10 protein-coding genes are annotated in these 18915 nt (G+C 45.2%); 7 read left to right on the top strand and 3 right to left on the bottom strand.

Annotated features, from left to right (window positions below; translation table 11 throughout):
• Positions 1-59: 59 nt before the first annotated feature.
• A complete protein-coding gene (locus P0M28_RS11650) occupies positions 60-3242 on the bottom strand; it encodes a DUF1553 domain-containing protein (protein ID WP_302210077.1) in 3183 nt (1060 codons plus the stop codon).
• Between the two features lie 87 nt (positions 3243-3329).
• On the bottom strand, positions 3330-5720 hold the full coding sequence (locus P0M28_RS11645; RefSeq protein ID WP_302210076.1) for an ABC transporter permease: 2391 nt from the start codon (positions 5718-5720) through the stop codon (positions 3330-3332).
• 271 nt (positions 5721-5991) lie between these two features.
• Between P0M28_RS11645 and P0M28_RS11640 the strand changes: the two genes are divergently transcribed.
• Positions 5992-7194: a serine hydrolase domain-containing protein gene (locus tag P0M28_RS11640; protein WP_302210075.1), complete on the top strand. Its 1203-nt coding sequence runs from the start codon at positions 5992-5994 to the stop codon at positions 7192-7194.
• A 31-nt stretch (positions 7195-7225) separates the two neighbouring features.
• Here the strand turns inward: P0M28_RS11640 and P0M28_RS11635 are convergent, their stop codons facing one another.
• A complete protein-coding gene (locus tag P0M28_RS11635) occupies positions 7226-8338 on the bottom strand; it encodes a Gfo/Idh/MocA family protein (protein ID WP_302210074.1) in 1113 nt (370 codons plus the stop codon).
• Positions 8339-8469: 131 nt separating this feature from the next.
• Between P0M28_RS11635 and P0M28_RS11630 the strand changes: the two genes are divergently transcribed.
• The 6 genes from P0M28_RS11630 to P0M28_RS11605 all read left to right on the top strand — a co-directional run bounded on the left by P0M28_RS11630 (position 8470) and on the right by P0M28_RS11605 (position 18907).
• Positions 8470-9063 (top strand): RNA polymerase sigma-70 factor, encoded by a 594-nt coding sequence (locus tag P0M28_RS11630; RefSeq protein ID WP_302210073.1) that lies wholly within the window; start codon positions 8470-8472, stop codon positions 9061-9063.
• Positions 9064-9151: 88 nt separating this feature from the next.
• A complete protein-coding gene (locus tag P0M28_RS11625) occupies positions 9152-10162 on the top strand; it encodes a FecR family protein (protein WP_302210072.1) in 1011 nt (336 codons plus the stop codon).
• Between the two features lie 185 nt (positions 10163-10347).
• On the top strand, positions 10348-13839 hold the full coding sequence (locus P0M28_RS11620; protein WP_302210071.1) for a SusC/RagA family TonB-linked outer membrane protein: 3492 nt from the start codon (positions 10348-10350) through the stop codon (positions 13837-13839).
• Between the two features lie 9 nt (positions 13840-13848).
• Complete coding sequence (locus P0M28_RS11615; RefSeq protein WP_302210070.1) at positions 13849-15315, top strand: RagB/SusD family nutrient uptake outer membrane protein; 1467 nt, start codon at positions 13849-13851, stop codon at positions 15313-15315.
• Between the two features lie 72 nt (positions 15316-15387).
• Positions 15388-17700: an alpha-L-rhamnosidase-related protein gene (locus P0M28_RS11610; RefSeq protein WP_302210069.1), complete on the top strand. Its 2313-nt coding sequence runs from the start codon at positions 15388-15390 to the stop codon at positions 17698-17700.
• 391 nt (positions 17701-18091) lie between these two features.
• Positions 18092-18907, top strand: coding sequence for a universal stress protein (locus P0M28_RS11605; protein WP_302210068.1), 816 nt, complete (start codon positions 18092-18094; stop codon positions 18905-18907).
• Positions 18908-18915 lie beyond the last annotated feature (8 nt).

Below are 18915 nucleotides of genomic sequence, written 5' to 3'. Positions count from 1 at the left end.
TACCAAGTTGTTGCAAATACCTTACATCCTGGTAATCCCAAAATTCTATCAATCCTAGTCTAGCTTCTAAATTTGGCCTCGTCAAGGTTGAATAAGGTGTTCGCTACGATGGTCATAGCCGCTAAATCAACAGTATTCAACTGTTTATCACGAGACGCTTCGCCTACTTTTAACAAGCTTTCGGCTTCCTGTATTCGCTCTTGATAATAAGCCTGCTTTTCCTTGTATAAACTGAGCAAGATTTTCGACTCATCTTCTGCTGGAGTGCGAGAAGTAACTGCTTGAAATCCGTAGGCAATCTGATCCTCCGGTTTCTCTTGTCTCTCAGTCAACATCTTTTCAGCTAACTTTCGGGCGGCCTCTACTAATTGAGGATCATTCAGTAGAGCCAGTGACTGAAGTGGAGTACTGGTACTTTGCCGTTTTACAGCGCAGAGCGTGCGCTCGGGTGCATCAAACATCACCATAGTGGGCGGGGGAATCGTTCGCTTCCAGTAGGTGTACAAACTCCGTCGGTACAGGCCCTCGCCTTTACTCGGACGGTATTTGTTTTCACCAATTTGGTTGGCCATCGCTTTCCAGATTCCAGCCGGTTGGTAGGGTTTTACCCATTTGCCACCAATGCTATCCACCAGCAAACCACTTACCGCCAGCGCATTGTCGCGGAACATCTCCGCAGTAAGGCGAACATTGGGCCCTCGAGCTAGTAACAGATTTTCAGAGTCTCGCTGGTATTTTTTAGAATCAATTTCGGCCGACTGACAATAGGTGGCTGACATCACAATAAGTTTTTGCAATGCCTTTACATCCCAGCCGGATTCTCTAAATTCTACCGCCAACCAATCCAGTAATTCAGGATGAGTGGGTAACGCTCCCTGGTTACCAAAATCTTCGGGAGTGCGTACTAAGCCATTTCCAAAGTACATTTGCCAGAAGCGATTGACCGCTACCCGGGCGGTAAGCGGATTATCTTCGTGAATTAGCCACTGAGCCAACCCTAGACGATTCTGGGGGAACTGCTTACCAAACGCCAATAAAGCCTCGGGTGTGCCGGGATCTACTGGGTCAGTAGGCGCATCATAAGCTCCTCGAGCCAGTATAAACGCGGGCTTTCGTTCTTCCCGCTCCTGCATCACCATCACATTAGGAATACTGACATCGGTAGCCCGAAGGTCAGCAAGTTTTTCACTTATTGTCCGAAAATCCTGATTAACATTTACCAAATAATGGCGGTAGAGATTTTCTTCTGAAGTATTGAGTGACGTCTCAGCCAGTGCCTGCACTTCCAACGGGCTGAGCGTTCGCTGATAAAGCCGCACCTCATCAATGGTGCCCCCCGCAAAACCGTAGGTGTCGGTAGAACGCGCTCGGTGATTCCAATGACCAACCAGAAAAGTGTTACCGTTCAGAATAGGATTTCTGCCCAGATTATCGTGCTGTACGGTGAGCGGTTGAGCTTTTCCGTTGATGTATAGCTGCACTCCAGCGGCTTTTCCCGAACCATCGTAGGTAGCAAATACATGTGCCCACTGTTGGGGATTAATCCGTGCTTTAGTCGTTACTTCTACGTACTTCTGCCCTTCGTGATGAATCAATCGCAGGCTCAAGCGATTATCCTTAGTCAACGTTAGGTCGTAGCCCTGTCGCTGAATTTCCCCGTTACGTCGGCTAAATAATCCCGCGCGTTTTTCGTGCTGATTGGTATGACGAATCCATCCGCCAAAAGAGAAATGATCGTAGTGATCAAAATCGCCAATATCGCCTAATGTCAAGAAGTTAGAACCATCAAACTGTAACCCTTTCTCCTTCTTGGCAGAAACATGCTCGGGCAATTTAATGTTCTTAGGCAGAGCTACATTCATACGAGCAGGCAGTGTGCCATCGCTACTCAGAAATTCTTCGTTCTCTAGCATATCCAGCTCAAAGTGAGTAACTAAATCAGCCTCGGTATCAATCGCTTCTTCTACCGAGTTATCAGCTAGCCACTGGTTAAAAGAATCATCAGGTTTCTTCTCTATTTGCTGTAGCCTTTCTTCTAGAACCAGAATCGTAGAATCCACAAAAGCTTTTTTGGCTTCTAGTTCAGCATTTTGCACCCGCATGGTTGGTTCGGGCGATTGCTCGAGGTAATTGATCTGCCCTCGCTCCGGCACATTGTTGAAGAAGGCAAATAGCTGATAGTACTCCTTCTGAGAAATGGGATCGTACTTATGATCGTGGCAACGAGCGCACTCTACGGTGAGGCCAAGAAAAGCAGTAGAAAATGTGTTTGCCCGGTCGGCAGCATATTCGGTGAGATACTCTTCCTCGATTACTCCACCTTCCTGGGTGATAGCGTGATTACGGTTAAACCCAGTGGCGAGTTTCTGTTCATAAGTGGCGTTAGGTAGCAAGTCTCCGGCGAGTTGCCAAGTGACGAACTGATCGTAGGGAAGGTTTTGGTTGAAGGCATCAACCACCCAATCGCGCCATGGCCACATGGTTCGGGGGCGATCATCTTGGTAGCCGTGGGAGTCGGCGTAGCGGGAAGCATCCAGCCAGGTGGGTGCCATTCGCTCACCGTAATGCGGAGAAGCCAGTAATCGATCTACTACCCTTTCATAAGCCTGAGGGGAGTCGTCTTGCATAAAATCTGCAATCTCTTCAAGAGTAGGGGGTAGTCCGGTTAGATCGAAAGTAACCCGGCGCAACAACTTCTCTTTGTTAGCTTCCGGGGCGGGTTTTAGCCCCTCTTGTTCCAAGCGAGCCAGTACAAACTGATCAATCGCATTATTAGCCCAATCAGAATCTTTTACTTTGGGTGATTCAGCCCGCTCGGGTGGAGTAAATGACCAGTGGGGTTTATACTCGGCACCCTCCTCAATCCACTTCTTCAGTATCTCTTTCTCGTACTCAGTCAGCACTAGATTAGATTCAGGTGGAGGCATCACGTCATCAGGATCGTCGGAGATTACTCTTTGGTAAGCTACACTTTTTGCCAAATCACCCGGTACAATGGCGTGCCCTTCGCTCTCTGCTAATGCCGCAAACGCCCCCTCTGGTGTATCTAACCGAAGATCGGCTTCCTGATGGTTCTGATCAGGCCCATGGCAGGCAAAACAGCGATCCGATAGTATGGGTTTGACGTGGAAATTGAAGTCTAATTCTTCGGGAATGGATTCTACCTCACTTGAAGATAATTCAGCACTTTGTTGGCAAGCAGCTAAGTAGAGCAATAAGCTAAAAATGATGATTCTATACATAACTTAATTGATTCTTTCCAAGATAAGAAAAGATTAGTGGCTTAATCAAGCTTATGTATACAATTGGAAGGATCTCAATACATACTCTCAATCGTCTTTTAGGCACAGAGAAGGATTAATCATACTACCTTTGATGATATTTAGAGCAATCCCAAGAATCATAATACTCATAATAATTAATCCTGAGAAGATAGAAATAAACCATCCTAAAGAGATGCGGTAAGCAAACTCTTGCAACCAAAGGGTTCCCTGATACCAAGCAACTGGTAGAGCCAAGATAAACGCTATAGAGGCGATCCACAGAAATTCTCTGGACAATAACAGTGAGATAGAAGTGATGCCAGCACCCAGTACTTTCCGTATGCCAATTTCTTTAGTTCGCTGTTGTAGGATTAGGCTAGATAATGTGTACAGCCCAATGCAGGCTAAGAGAATGGAGACAATACTAAAAGCACTGACAATTTTTCCAATTGTTTTTTCTTGCTGATAGAGTATAGCAAATTGTTCGTCCAGAAAGACGAAATCAAATTCAATATCGGGAGCTACTTGTTGCACAGTGTGCTCAGCATCAGCAATACCTTCTCGGTTAGCAGTTCTAATCAGCAACTTTTGACCGCCGTAACTGTAGGCATCAGAATAATGTAGTGCCAGCGGTTCAATCGTTTGCTGAATTCCTTGATAGTGGAAGTTTTTGACTACCCCTACAATCTGAGCTTTCGTATCAAATTCATGAATAACTTTTCCTATGGCTTGTTCTGCCGAAGAAAATCCAGCCATATTAACAAAAGCTTCATTGACGAGTGCTTGTGTAGAGCTACTGTTATTCGCTGACTTTTCTGTAAACTCTTTTCCGGCGACTAGTTGGATTTGAAGAGCATGGATGAAATCTTCATCTACTTCAAAGACATTAAAATTGGCCTCTACTCTTTTGTTCTGACGATACAACCAGCCCAACTGGTAATCAGGCTGGCCATTTCCGGGGTACGCTTTCGCTCCTACTACTGATACCCGATTGATTGTACTCTTGTTGGCTATTTCGCTTTTCAATGTTTTAACCTTATCAGCACTTACAGTGCGGGCGGGAATATCTACGACCATTACTTGCTCTCCGTCAAAGCCTAGGTTTTTCTCTTCCAGAAACTGCATTTGGTAGTACACCACCAGCGTAAAAAATACCATAGCCGAGGTAAAGAAGAATTGCGCACCAATGATTGCTCTACGGAGGAGGTGTCCGCTAAATTTGGCGGTGCCTTTTAGTCCGTGGGAGACCTGTAAGTTGATTAAGTAGACAATTGGGTACAGCAGCGAAAGTAACGTAATAACAACGATAAAGCCGAAAATTAGCAACAGGATCGGTGTATTGTACAGCGAGTGAATGCCCAAACCATTGCCGGCGAAGAGGTCAATAAGCGGAACAGATAAAGTAAAGAGTAATATGGATGCGCCAACTAACAACGTGCTACTAAAAGTGGTCTCCCAGAAAAACTGAAGTAATAAAGTAGACTTGCTTGCACCCAAATACTTCCGCACACTCACTTCTCGTATTCTCTCGGTATAGGAAGAGACTGTATAGTTGGCGAAATTGAAAGCGACGATTAGAAAGATCACTACTCCCAGGACCACTAAAATATTGACGTAAGTAAGATTTCCTTTTGGCGTATCTCCGCTAAGTGGTTTGAGAAAATGAAGATCGGATAATCTTTGTGGGTAGAGGTGCACACCCCCAGCCATGTCATAGTCAGCCAGAAATTTGGTGTGATCGGCTATTAGATTGTCTAATTTAGTTTGAAATGATGGTAGAGCGTGTTCCTTTTCTAACAGGGCATACGTGTAACCAATCGGATTACCCCAGTCTTCTTCAGAAGTGAAGTCATAAGATAGTAAAGCTTCGTAGTACAGGTCTGAATTTTTGGGAATATCCTCAATAACCCCTGTTACTTTATAGGTTCTTTGGTCGATCGTTAGCGCTTTGTTAAGTGGGGATACCTCACCGAAATATTTTTGGGCTAAGGATTGGGTCAGTATCACGGTGTTAGGACTCACCAGTGCCTGCTCGTTTCCTAAGATGAACCTACAGGTAAAAATTTTGAAAATCTCCGGATCGGTTCTATAGATATGCTGACCCTCGTAAATAACATCGTTACCCGATTTTTTCTGAACCGCAATATTGCCACGGTAGGGAGCTACCCGAATGGCCTCTTCTACTTCCGGAAAATCGCTTTTCAACGCTGGAGCAAGTGCCAGAAAGTTCTCCGCCGACTGAAAATCGTTGCCTGAAGAAGTAGTGTACTCCAGAGCTATCCGATAGATTCTGTTTTTATGAGTCTGATATTCATCGAAGCTTAGTTCGTGTTTCACGTATACCGCTATCAGCAATACACAGGTTATACCAATACTAGCCCCCACTAGATTTGCAACTGAACTGAAGAAACGCTTCTTTATGCCTCGAGTGAAGACTCGAAAGTTAATTTCTCGCATTTGCTTATTTTATTTGCTATGAGGGTTTGTTCTGCTGAGTAGTAGCCAGACCCAAAACATCCAACCCCTGCTCAAAGGTGACATCCACCGGAATATTTTGCTCGGATAAGCGGCCTAAATCTGCCTGCAACTGATGAAGTTGGCTACGATGATCGGAGTAAAGCTACGCAAAAATTCGGAAGCCCTTAGTAGCGTGAGATCATGAGTATTTATTTCTTCGTCATTCTGTAACCTTTCGCTATTTGTCAAGTGTTCCTATTAAACAAATATTATGAGTAAGCGTCTATTCTGTATTGTAATGTTTCTGGTTGTTTTGGGTTGCGAAACGAAAAAAGAATCTACTGCCCTTGAAGTTGAGACAGAAAATTCAATAGCAGTGATTATGAATAGGGTAGAAAATAACATCCTACCGATCAGTAAAGAAGGAGAAATGGAAGAAGCACCACAAACAATTGCCTCAAGAATGACAAAATACAATGTGGTTGGGTTAGGTATAGCAGTTTTCGATAACAATGAAATTGTATGGGACAAAGGATATGGCTTAAGGAATAAAAACCCCAATGAGTCTGTAGATTCTAATACCCTTTTTCAAGCTGCTTCAATATCAAAACCAGTAGCTAGTGTAGTAGCATTCAAGTTAGTAGAAGAGAAAAAACTCGATTTAGATGAAAATGTGAATAGAAAACTGGTAAGATGGCAGATACCAGATAACCAATTCACAGTAAGGGAAAAAGTGACGCTTGGAAGAATTATGAGCCACACCGCAGGTTTAAGCACAGCCGGTTTTGATGGCTATAAAAAAGGAACGGATTTACCTACGCTGGATCAAATTCTGGAAGGTGGCTCCCTCTCAAACTCTGAGCCTGTAAGGGTAATTGAAGAGCCTGGGCAATCAGAAAACTATTCGGGTGGCGGAATGACTATCCTTCAAATGCTCCTCGAGGATGTAAGCGAAAAAGATTTTGCGGAACTAGCAAATAATTTAATATTTCAGCCGACCGGTATGCACCAGAGTAGTTTTGATTATCCCTTGCCTGAGAAACTAGATTCTTTGACCGCTAATGGTTTCTCTAAAAATGAGGAAGTGATTGAAGGAGGCTATCATGTATATCCAGAGAAAGCAGCAGCAGGTCTTTGGACTACACCATCAGACTTAGCCCGATTTATGCTAAGTGTTGGACGTTCTTATCGAGGTGAAAAAAATGGTCTAATCAATCAAGCGACCGCTCAAAAGATGCTTACTAGAGTTCCTGGGGCTGGGGGAATGGGATTCGGTATTCAAGGTGAAGGTAAATCTTTTCGCTTCAGATATAGTGGAAGGAACGCTGGTTTTACTTGTTATGCAGTTTCTTTTGCTGATACGGGAAGAGGAATTGTATTAATGACGAACTCCGATACTTCCTTTCCATTTCTACACGAACTCACAAAGACCATATCGAGAGAATTTCAATGGCCAGAGATGTGGCTTTGGTAATAAATATCCGGTTTTTTTACAATTCCTCACGCTAACTACCGATTTGAACCGGAAGCTGCTTTTCAGCAGATCGATACACCGCTTCCTGCACTCGTAGGGTTTTCAGATAATCCTGGCCGTTAGTTTCAAAGGGTTGCTCGTTGAGCAGACAATCTACGAAATGCTGCTGCGTAGCGTAGCAGCAGTCTCCGGCAAAGCCTCGATCTTCGTGATGGTACTGATGCTCCCGTTCGGGCTCGCCTAATTGCTGAATCGTTAGTTTCCCGTCGGCATAGAGGCGAATACTGCCTTGGTTGCCTTCTATCAGCATTTCTCCGAAGGTATAGCGGGGGTTAGGTTGATTGCTTTCATTATAGCGATTGGCATCGGCAATACCAGTAGTGCCATTGGCAAACTGAAAAACCATTAGAGCTGAGTCTTCTCCCTTGATTAACGGATTAAGTGTTTTAAGTTGGGCGTAAACACTATCAATTTCACCGACCAGATAACGGAATACATCGATAAAGTGTACCCCCGTTTCGTAGACGAACAGTTTGGGCATCTCGCGGAAGTAAGGCTGACGATCGAGGTAGGCATCTTTGCCCCAGCCGTCGCCCATACGACAGCGAAGGTTCAGCATATGCAAACGGTCGCCAATGACTTGTTGGTTGAGCAGCTTTTTGATTTCCCGGTGCCAAGGTTGGAATCGGAAGTTTTCGTGTACCATAAAGCGGATACCCGACTGTTGGGCGGTTTGTACCAATGCTTCCGCCTTAGCGTAAGTAGGAGCCAGCGGTTTCTGGCAAATGACGTTGACTTTCCGATCAAAAGCGGACTGGCAGATCTTTTGGTGAGTGGCCGGAGGGGTAACCACATCTACAAAGTCCGGTTGCTCTTCATCCAGCATCTTTTCGTAGTCAGTATACACCTTTGGGATGTTAAACTTCCGGGCAATCGCCTTAGCCTTAGCCCGATCATTATCGCACAGAGCAGTAGTCTGAACGGACGGAATACGCTGCCAGCCATCATAGTGGAACTGACTGAAATAACCAGCCCCAATGCAAACTCCTTTAAGTGAGGTCATAGTGATGATAATTTTGAGAGCTAAGTTAAGTAGTTTCTCATCAGCAAAAGTAAGATAGACTGACGGTATATCTGTGGACATCAGCAGTTAGCTGATATATTTTTGCTAAACTGCTATAATTTTTTAGTTATTTTGATAATTTGTTACTATTGATGTTGTCATTTGCTTGTTATTGAATAATAGGTAATTTAGAGACAAAGAGATGAAAGACAATGGGCGGTAAAAACCCTAAAAGTGAAACAGCACTCGTTGCAGCATTAAAGAAGGGAAATAAAGAGGCCTTTAGCCAGCTTTTCTTTGCTTACGAAAAGAAGCTATACTTTTTCTCTTATAAGCTGCTACAATCTCACGCGGATGCTGAAGAAGTGGTGCAGGAGGTATTCCTTCGAGTTTGGGATAAAAGAGTTACGCTAGATGAACAGCGATCATTTAATGCTTACCTAATCACTATCGCCAAAAATATTATATACAATCGAGCCTCTCGCAAAGTCACTGAACATGCTTACCGTGAGTATCTCCAGCGGGCAGCTCCCTCAGTAAGAAATCAGACAGAAGAAGCGGTGAACTTTTCTGATCTAAGTGCTATTAGCCACCGCTTTATTAATCAGCTACCCGAAAAGAGACGGAAAATATTTTTGCTAAGTCGCTTTGAGGGATTGAGCAATCGAGAAATTGCTAAGCAGCTAAATATTTCAGTGAGTACGGTAGAGAACCAGATGAATAAATCTCTAAAGGCACTAAGAAATTATCTTTGTCAGTACGACATTGAAGTACCTCTCTTGCTGGTGATAAGCCTTATTTTTTAAGCTTCCTCGAAAAAATTTCTCATCCGATAGGTGCTAACGGCCAGTTAGCTGTATTTATAGTAACCGCTTTACTATTTAACCCTATCGTATGGACGTCGAGTTACTAGAAAAGTTTTTCCGAAATCAGTGTACTCCTGAGGAAGTTCAGCAAGTATTACGCTGGATGAGTGATCCTAATGAGAAAGATAATACGCTTCGAGAACTAGAAGCTTACTGGAATAGCCTAGACACCGACATCCCCGAAATAGCGCACGACCAGCAGAAGATACTACGACTTATTCAAGCGAAGCTACCTGCTTCGTCGGCATCAGATAGTAAGCCAAATGGTCGAAAGACTCCCTTTTTCACCCTTACTTTTTTGAAAGTCGCCGCAGTTATAGTGATTACTTTTTTGGCGACTTTCTTTTTTACTCAATACTTCTCTCAATCAGATTCGTCAGTTTCAGTAGAACTAGTTACCCGTGAAAACCCGGCGGGACAGAAATCTACGTTCCAGTTGCCCGATGGCTCTATTGTGAAACTCAATGCCGAAAGTAGCTTGGTGTATCCAGTAGTCTTTACCGACACCTCACGGGTGTTACGCTTAAAAGGAGAAGCTTTTTTTGAAGTAGCTGAAGATTTGCAGCGACCGTTTACAGTAGTTGCTCAAGGAGTAGCCACTACTGCTCTGGGTACATCGTTTAATGTAAAAGCATACCCTGGCGAAGAAGCCTCAATTGCGCTAGTAAGTGGAAAAGTTCAGGTAGAGCCTGCCAATGCCGTGGCAGCTAATAGTCAAACTCTTTATTTGGAGCCGGGAGAGTCGGCTACTTACTATCAGAATGCAGATAGTCTAGGTATCACTGAGTTCAATCTTGAAGATTTGGCGTGGCGAGAAGGAACACTGATTTTTCATCACGCGAGTTTCGCAGAGGTTACGAGAGAATTGGAACGATGGTACGGAGTTTCATTTCTCATTCAGGGCACTCCATCTCAACCGTGGGATGTTAACGGTCGGTTCAACAATGAGAATCTAGAGAACGTGCTTCTCAACTTAGGATACGCCGAGCGTTTTGACTTCGCCATTGACGAAAAACAAGTAACAATAACCTTTAAATAGACCTAATATGGTTTACGAAGACAGTAGTTAAAAAAAACTAGCGATGCCAGGCACGGCACCGCTAGCACATGTTTGCCAGGAAATAACCAACCGACAAAGACACCAAAGGGAAGTTGTTGTCACTTTGTCCGATTATTTCCTATTGCCCAAGAAGTACTTAAGCATTACACAAACACCTTAAAATTATGAAAAACCGCCTACTAATTCTACTAAAGATGGGCTCTTATTTCGTGGCGTGCGGAATTATGATACAAATGCTACTCTATAACCTAGTGGTAGCTGACAATGCAGCAGCCCAAAATGTAAAAAATGTTCACAAAGTAACCCTTAGTGTAGACTTTGACAACGCCTCAACCCGAGAAGTTCTTCGTACTATAGAAACCAAGACCGATTTCAAATTTATTTACGATAACAAAGATATTGACCAACGCTTACGGATTTCCCTTCAGATGGAGAATCAGTCGGTAGCCCAGATACTAACCGAGGTTTCTCGTCAAGCCAAGCTCAAATTCAAGCAAGTTAATAATAACATTAGTGTTCAAAAGTATACCTCGAGGAAGGATCGTAACCGACGAATACAAGTAGATATACTAGAGCAAACCATTAGCGGAACCATTACCGATCTTGAAAACGGTGAAGCTTTACCCGGAGTCAATATCGTGGCCAAAGGAACTGCCGAAGGAACTGTTTCGGATATTGACGGTAACTATCGCCTGACCGTTGGCGACGATATTACCACCTTAGTATTCTCTTCCGTCGGCTATCTAACTGAGGAAGTAGAAATCAACGGACGTAGCACTATTGATATGGTTCTTTCACCGGATATTATGTCTCTGTCGGAGGTAGTGGTAGTAGGCTACGGCACACGGGATCGAGCCGACTTAACCGGAGCCGTTTCCACCCTTCGGGGTGAAGCCATAGCTGAACTGCCAATTAACTCGGTTGAGCAAGCTTTATCGGGGCAAGTATCCGGAGTGCAACTGCGGCAGAATGGGGCACCGGGTGGTGGACCGGAAATCTTAGTACGAGGGATTGCTTCTACCGGAGGTAATAATGCCCCGCTGTATGTAGTGGACGGTATTCCACTAACTAACGTGAATAGCCAGCGAGATAATTTTATTCTCAATGCGATCGATCCATCTTCCATCGAGTCTATTAGTGTGCTAAAAGATGCCTCTTCCAAAGCAATTTATGGTTCCCGAGCCGCCAACGGAGTAATTATAATTACTACTAAGCGAGGCAAAGTAGGTAAGCCTAGTATTACGTTTGGGGTTTCGGCGGGTCAACAAACTATACCCGACTTCGAGCGGCCTAGTTTGCTCAATGCCGAGGAGCTACGTCAGTACCGCATCCAGTTTTTTGAAGACCGCCGCTTTGCCGTTGGGCAGCTAGGCCCCCGTGAGCAAGCAGAACTAGATCGTTTGACGGCAGTAGGTGATCAAGGAGAAGGAACCTATTGGTTTGATGAAATTACACGGAATGCGTTGATGATGAACTATAACGTCAATGTAAGTGGAGGGGCGGAAAGTGCTCGTTATAATGTTTCGGCCAATTTTATGGATCAAGACGGAACCCTCATTAATACCAATTTCAAGCGGTATGGTATTCGGGCCAATATGGATGTAGATGTAACTGATAGAATACGGTTTGGGGTGAATTTAGCTCCTACTCATACTGTGGCTACTGGTGCTCGAACCGATGCCGGAAGGAATGATTTTAGCATATTTTCAGCCGTGCCTTTATCACGTTGGACCGACCCTTCAGCCCCCGTTCGTAATGAAGACGGAACACTTACTAATGTAGGAAGAGGAAATATCACAACCTCTTACAATGTAAATCCTTTGTATCTGCTTATTGCCCGCGAAGACCGCCGAAGAACTAATCAGTTGCTAACTAGCTTGTATCTGGAGGTAGATATTATCGAAGGCCTTACGGCTCGCACCTTTGGATCAGTTCAATATATTGACCGCCGGAACACTACTTTTGAACCCTCTGATTTCCCCGGAGCAGGTAACATTACCCCCAACCTACAGGGAACCCGACAGGCTCGGGCAGGGATCAGTGAGTTTACCAATCTGAATCTGGTATGGGAAAATACGCTGAACTACGCCACTACAATTAACGACCGCCACCAGATCAATGCTTTGGCAGGTTTTACTATGGAAAAACGGGAAGGGGAAAACACCATTATCAGTGCGGTGGATATTATAGATGAGTCTATTCGCATTCCTAATTCGGGTAATGTCAATCCTGAAAATATTAATAATTTTACGGGTCGGGGCGAATATGGGGCGAATACCTTAGTATCGCTGATTGGTCGGCTCGACTACTCGTACATGAGTCGCTACTACCTAACCGGAACAATTCGTCGGGATGGTTCTTCCCGCTTCGGTGCCGACAATCGGTACGGTAATTTCCCCTCACTAGCAGTAGCGTGGCGAATTTCTAACGAGCCTTTCTTTAGTAAAGAAGGGCTGATCTCCGACTTGAAGATCGAAGCTGGTTACGGGGTCAGCGGTAGTAATGCCAATGTGAGAAACTATCAGGCGCAAGGAACGATCAACTCAGGCCCTAATTATATCTTCGGTGGTGAATTCGCGGCGGGTAGTGCCGTAACGGCTTTACCGAATACCTTGCTCACTTGGGAAGAAGCGCAGGAGCTTAACTTTGGAATAGACGTTGGCTTGCTAGACGATCGACTCTACTTTACCGCCGACTACTACAACATAGAAACGTCGGGCTTTCTAGCTAACCTACCATTGCCACGAACCTCTGGTTTTAGCAGTATCATTACCAACTTAGGGAGTATCCAAAACCGGGGTGTGGAGATAGAACTCAACTTTAAGAACGTGCTCAATAGCCAGAATTTGGTATGGAATGCTAATTTCAACTTTACCCGCAACCGTAGCAAGGTGCTGGAGCTAGCGGCTGAGTCGGGCTTTATCCGCCCCGGAACTATCGCTCGAGCCTTCACTGAAACGGCCGTAGGCGAGGAGCTAGCGCTCTATCGAGGCTTCAACGTAACTGGATTGTTTACTCAAGAAGAAATTGACAATCCCGACGTACCTAAGTACGGAGGAGCGGTAGAAGGCTCACTGAAATACGAAGATGGCAATGACGACGGAGTGCTAGGTGATGCCGAGGATTTTGTGATTATTGGTAACCCGAATGCCGATTTTATCTACGGAATGACGCATAACCTGCGCTACCGAAACTTTGATTTTAATGTAGTTTTTGTGGGTTCAACTGGCCAGCAAATCATCAATGGTTTTAGTCAATACAATAGTAACCAAGACGGCAACTTTAATGTAGACCGTCGGCAACTGGTGCGTTGGCGCCCTGGCTTAGATCCAGCGAGTACCACAATTCCGGGTACGGCCAGTCCGGTAAGTCGCCAGCGGTATCGTCAGCCGAATTCACTGTTTATAGAAGATGCCGATTATCTATGGGTGCGAAATATTACACTAGGTTACAATCTGAGTGGTAAAGTGGCAAATAACTTCTTCAAAAACGCCCGAATTTATACTAGTATTCAGAACCCATTTTTGATTACCAACTACGAGAACGGCAACCCGGAGATCAATCGTTCGGGTGACAGTGCCCTGGTACGAAACGTAAATTACGGTGCCTATCCTATCTCCCGAATATTCACACTGGGTGCCAACATAACCTTCTAAATCAGAACCATGAATAAGTACATACTATATCTAGTAGCACTAATGCTATTTTCAGGGTGTGAAGAATTTCTGGATGAACCACCCCGTACCTTTCAAACCCCTCAGGGCTTCTTCACCAATGAGCAACAGCTCAACGAAGCCGTAACCGCTATTTATAATATAAACCGACAGCTAGTTAATAATAGTCATTGGCGGTTTGGGGAAAATCGATCCGATAACACCTCATTTCAGTACAACCCGGCAGACCGGGGTGGCAGCGACAGTGAGGAGGTAGATCTGTTCTTAATGTCGGCAGCTAACCCGGTGATAGGAGGCTACTGGAACGCTGCCTACTCCGGTATCTCCCGAGCCAACTTCGCCTTAGAAAACCTGGATGGGGTTACCTTTGCCAATGAAGCTACCCGGAATATTCGGCGGGGCGAAATTTTGTTTCTACGGTCTTGGTTTTACTTCAATCTGGCGCAGCTCTGGGGCGATGTTCCCTACGTGACCTCAGCAGGTAATTCTCCCGACGAGATTCTATCAGATGAATTTTTGGAGCGAACTCCGGTAGCGCAAGTGTACGAAAATATACTGGCGGACATACAAGAGGCTATTGACTTATTGCCCAACCCTAGTGAGATTGCATCGGGTCGAGCCAACGCCGGAGCAGCACTTATGCTGAAGGCCAAAATGCATATGGCACTCCAGCAATTCAATGAAGCTATTCCGTTACTGGAACAAATGCAAGGACTAGGCTACACTTTGCTGCCTGATTACCGTAGTGTATTTGATCCGGCCAATAAAAATCACAGCGAATCGGTGTTTGAGATACAGCACTCCGTAGCATTAGGGCAGGGTTCTGACTTTATGTCGCGTTTTGTACCGTTTAATAGTGGTAACGATATACTAGGTGATAGTGGTCCGGCCAATCCCCGAGCCGGACAAAACCAGCCTACCCAAAGTCTGATTAACGTATACGACACAACCGATGCCCGCTTTCAGCACAATATCTCTTTCTACGAAGACAGCACTTCTGTAGAACCCTGGATGAGTAAGTTTGACTTTGGATTCCCAGTGCAGGGTTTGCAGGATGTAAACTTTCCCATGTTTCGCTACGCTGATGCTTTACTTATGTTAGCCGAGTGTTACCAAGAAGTAGGTGGAGGTGATCCAGTAGCTATCTTAGAGCAAATACGCACTCGGGCATTACCCGATCCAAGTTTAAGTCCGGGAGAATTGGCCGACCTAGCCCAAACTATTGCCAATGAGCGCCGCCGAGAATTAGCGTTTGAAAATCATCGCTGGTTTGATCTGTTACGTACTGGTCGAGCCGTAGAGGTGATGACCGCTCACGGCGAGGCACAAAAGGCTCAGAAAGTGACTGTTCTAGCGCAAGCCTACACCAATATCCGAATCTTGCTAGGAATACCGCTTGGGCAAGTGGAAAACTTCGGATTTGAACAAACCCCTGGCTGGGAAGGGGCAAGCCAGTAGAACGAGCTAAAATTATAAAGTAATATATATCCCCGGATGAGCGAAAGTGAATTCCGGGGTCTCCTTCACCCAATGAAGTATATCATCAGTGTAATTTTCGCTGTAGGGTTAGTATTCTATTTATTCAGTAGTTGCACTTCTGAAACGAATGCCCTTACGACAGCAGAAGTAGTATCAGATGAGTCCTGGAAAGCTCAGTGGATCGCCCCGCAAACTAAGGTCGACTCTGCTAACGGCTGGATTTGTTTCCGAAAAGAAATATCCATTGACCAACTGCCTGATTCATCGGTAACTGCTAAAATTGCGGTTGATTCTAAGTATTGGCTATGGATTAATGGTAAAATGGTAGTCCGGGAGGGTGGACTCAAACGTGGGCCTACCCCGCAGGATACGTACTACGACGAAGTAGGTATTTCTGAAAATCTTCGGGAAGGGCAAAACGTAGTTGCCGTGCTGGTTCACTACTTCGGTAAAGATGGGTTTTCTCACAAAAGTAGCGGTCAGGCCGGGCTACTGCTTGATGTACAAGCTGAGGGAATAGAAATTTTGACCGATAGCACTTGGAAAGCCTGGGTGCATCCGGCCTTTGGCAATACCGTTCCGCCCCATCCCAACTTCCGTTTGCCGGAATCTAACATTCAGTTTGATGCCCGTCGGGGCGATTTCTCATTCGTTGCCGATAATTTTGACGATAGCGAGTTACCCACTGCTCAAACATTGGGAGTTCCTCCGGTAGCCCCCTGGAATCAGTTGGTAAAGCGACCTATTCCGCAGTGGAAGGATTTCGGGCTGAAAGACTATTCAAATGCCCCCTCATTTCCTTTCATTTCTACAGGTGACACGGTGATTGTACAGTTGCCTTACAATGCCCAAGTAACGCCCTATTTTGAAATAGAAGCTCTGGCAGGTGGAAAGATCGATATTCGTACCGATCACTACTTTGGCGGTGGACCACCGAATGTTCGGGCGGTTTACATCACCAGAGAAGGGCGACAGTCTTACGAGAATCTGGGTTGGATCAACGGTCATCATGTGCGCTATCATTTTCCTAAGGGAATTAAAGTGTTAGGCTTAAAGTACCGGGAAAGCGGTTACGACACCGAGTTTGCTGGTAGCTTCACCTGCAATGATCTGTTCTATAATCAACTGTGGGAGAAAGCTCGTCGCACGTTGTACATCACCATGCGCGATACCTACATGGACTGCCCTGACCGAGAGCGGGCACAGTGGTGGGGTGATGCGGTACTAGAAAGTGGTGAAACTTTCTACGCCCTGGATCGCAAGGCTGATTTGCTAACCCGTAAAGGCATACTGGAAATCATGAACTGGCAACGCCCCGATGGTACAATTTTTTCCCCCGTGCCCGCCGGAAACTGGGATAAAGAGCTTCCGGGACAAATGCTCGCCAGTGTAGGCTACTATGGCTTCTGGAATTACTACTGGCATAGTGGAGACTTGGAAACGATCCGGGATGTTTACGAACCAGTCAAAAAATACTTGTCAGTTTGGAAACTCAAAGATGACGGAACGGTACAGGTACGAGAGGGTGGTTGGACCTGGGGCGATTGGGGTGAGCACCAAGATGTCCCCTTACTCATCAATACGCAGTACTACCTTGCACTGAAGGGGCTTCAGAAAATGGCGGAGGTGTTGGGTCACCACGATGAAACAGACAGTGTAGTCCAGCAAATGAAAGCATTCAAATCAGCGTTTAACCAAGCTTTTTGGCAGGATAGTTATTATCAATCTCTTAATCATCAGGGAGAAACAGATGACCGACCCCAAGGGCTAGCGGTAGTGGCTGGATTAGCTGATGAAGATAAATACGAAGCTATTTACCAAGTGCTTCAGTGCGAATGGCACGCCAGCCCCTACATGGAAAAGTACGTACTGGAGGCTCTGTTTCAAATGGGCTACGCAGAGTACGCTCTGGAGCGAATGAAAAAACGATTTGCTAAGATGGTTGACCATCCTACGATCACCACCCTCTGGGAAGGTTGGGGTATTGGCTCAGAAGGCTATGGAGGCGGCACTACCAACCACGCCTGGAGTGGCGGAGGACTCACCTTGCTTTCCCAGTACGTAGCCGGAGTATCACCCACCGCACCCGGTTACAAAACTTTTCAGGTGAAGCCGCAACTCGGCTCGCTCAAACAAGTGAAAGGTGAAGTCCCTAGCATTCGCGGGAAAATCACCGTAGAAATTGAGGTGGCGCGAGAGTATCGCTTATCCCTAGAAGTACCCGAGCAAACCGTAGCGAAGGTGTATATACCGGATCATTACGCTAGTACGCATGTCAATGGAAAAGAATTAGATTTTGAGCGAGAAGAAAGGTATCGGGTTTATGAAATACCTACTGGGAGCTATCAGTTCCTTTCTCGCTGACTTCCTTAAAGGGGTATCAAACAGTCTGAGTTTCGTGTATCCTTGCTAGTGCAATCAATTCCGCTACATTACCCGCAAAGCGTAGCGATTGGTTATTAAAAGGCTACGCTTAATCCCTAACCTGCTCTATAGTACATGCCATATCTGCGAAGTTGACACTGAAGTAGTATAGTACTCCCTATTTGTACAACCTTAGGTACAACCAGATTGTAAATTTGACAACTGACATTGAGCGTGTGCGTGACGTTACCGCCGTAAATTCCTATGCTGTAAGTATATGTAAGGGTATGATATTTATCATGCTACCACCCAACTACGATCATGGTCTCAATCAGCTACTTCTTGTATAATAGCCAAGAGTAAGTTGAGTCTCTTTAAACAACCTTTAGCCATGAAAACGATACTATTTCCCACTGACTTTTCAGAGAGAGCCCGTAAGGCATTAGATCAAGCAATTGTTTATGCCGAAAGGTTTAGCTTAAAACTGATTATTTATCATGTGTACCACCGACCGGTTGTAGAAGACGGATCTAGCCAGCAGTTGGCTAAAAGCCTAGAGGAGTTAGAAAGGGGCATTGATTCACAGTTCAACAGGTTGCTAGATCAGCACAAAAAGCTGAGTACGATAAATTATGAGTTTCGTAAGGAACTTGGCTTCCTGATCGAGAGCATCATCAACGCTTCCAAAGAAGAGGGAACCCACCTGATTGTAATGGCTACCAAGGGCGCCCGGGGGTTTGGCGAACTTTGGGGAACGAAGACCGCCCGGATTATAAAAAGTGTAGATGTACCGGTTTTGGTATTACCCGACCACACAAGCTTGGTAGCAGTAGAGAGGGTAGGACTGGTATGTGACTACAGCAAGGAAGCTCAGTACCATACCCTCGATTTTCTGTTGGAAGTTGTGGAAGAGTTAAAGCTTGACGTAGATGTTATTACGCTCAACCGAGATGAAAAGACCATGACGACTCAAGAAATAGCTTACCGGCAGTTGGTGCGTAGGAAACTAGAAAATGTTCCAACCACGTTCAACTTTACTTTTAGTAGTGAAGTAAAAGACGAAATTATTGACTACAGCAAAAACAACAATATTGGCCTGATCGCTATTCTGCCCAAGAGCTACAGCTTTATTGAAAGACTATTCAGGGAGAGTCTTACTGAGAAAATGACGTTTCACAGTCCTCTTCCGTTGTTGGTACTTAAATAACCGGAAAA

The organism is Tunicatimonas pelagia (assembly GCF_030506325.1).
GTDB classification, from domain to species: Bacteria; Bacteroidota; Bacteroidia; order Cytophagales; family Cyclobacteriaceae; genus Tunicatimonas; species Tunicatimonas pelagia.
Note: the sequence above shows the minus strand (reverse complement) of the source record. Positions and strands in the feature narration are given on the sequence as shown.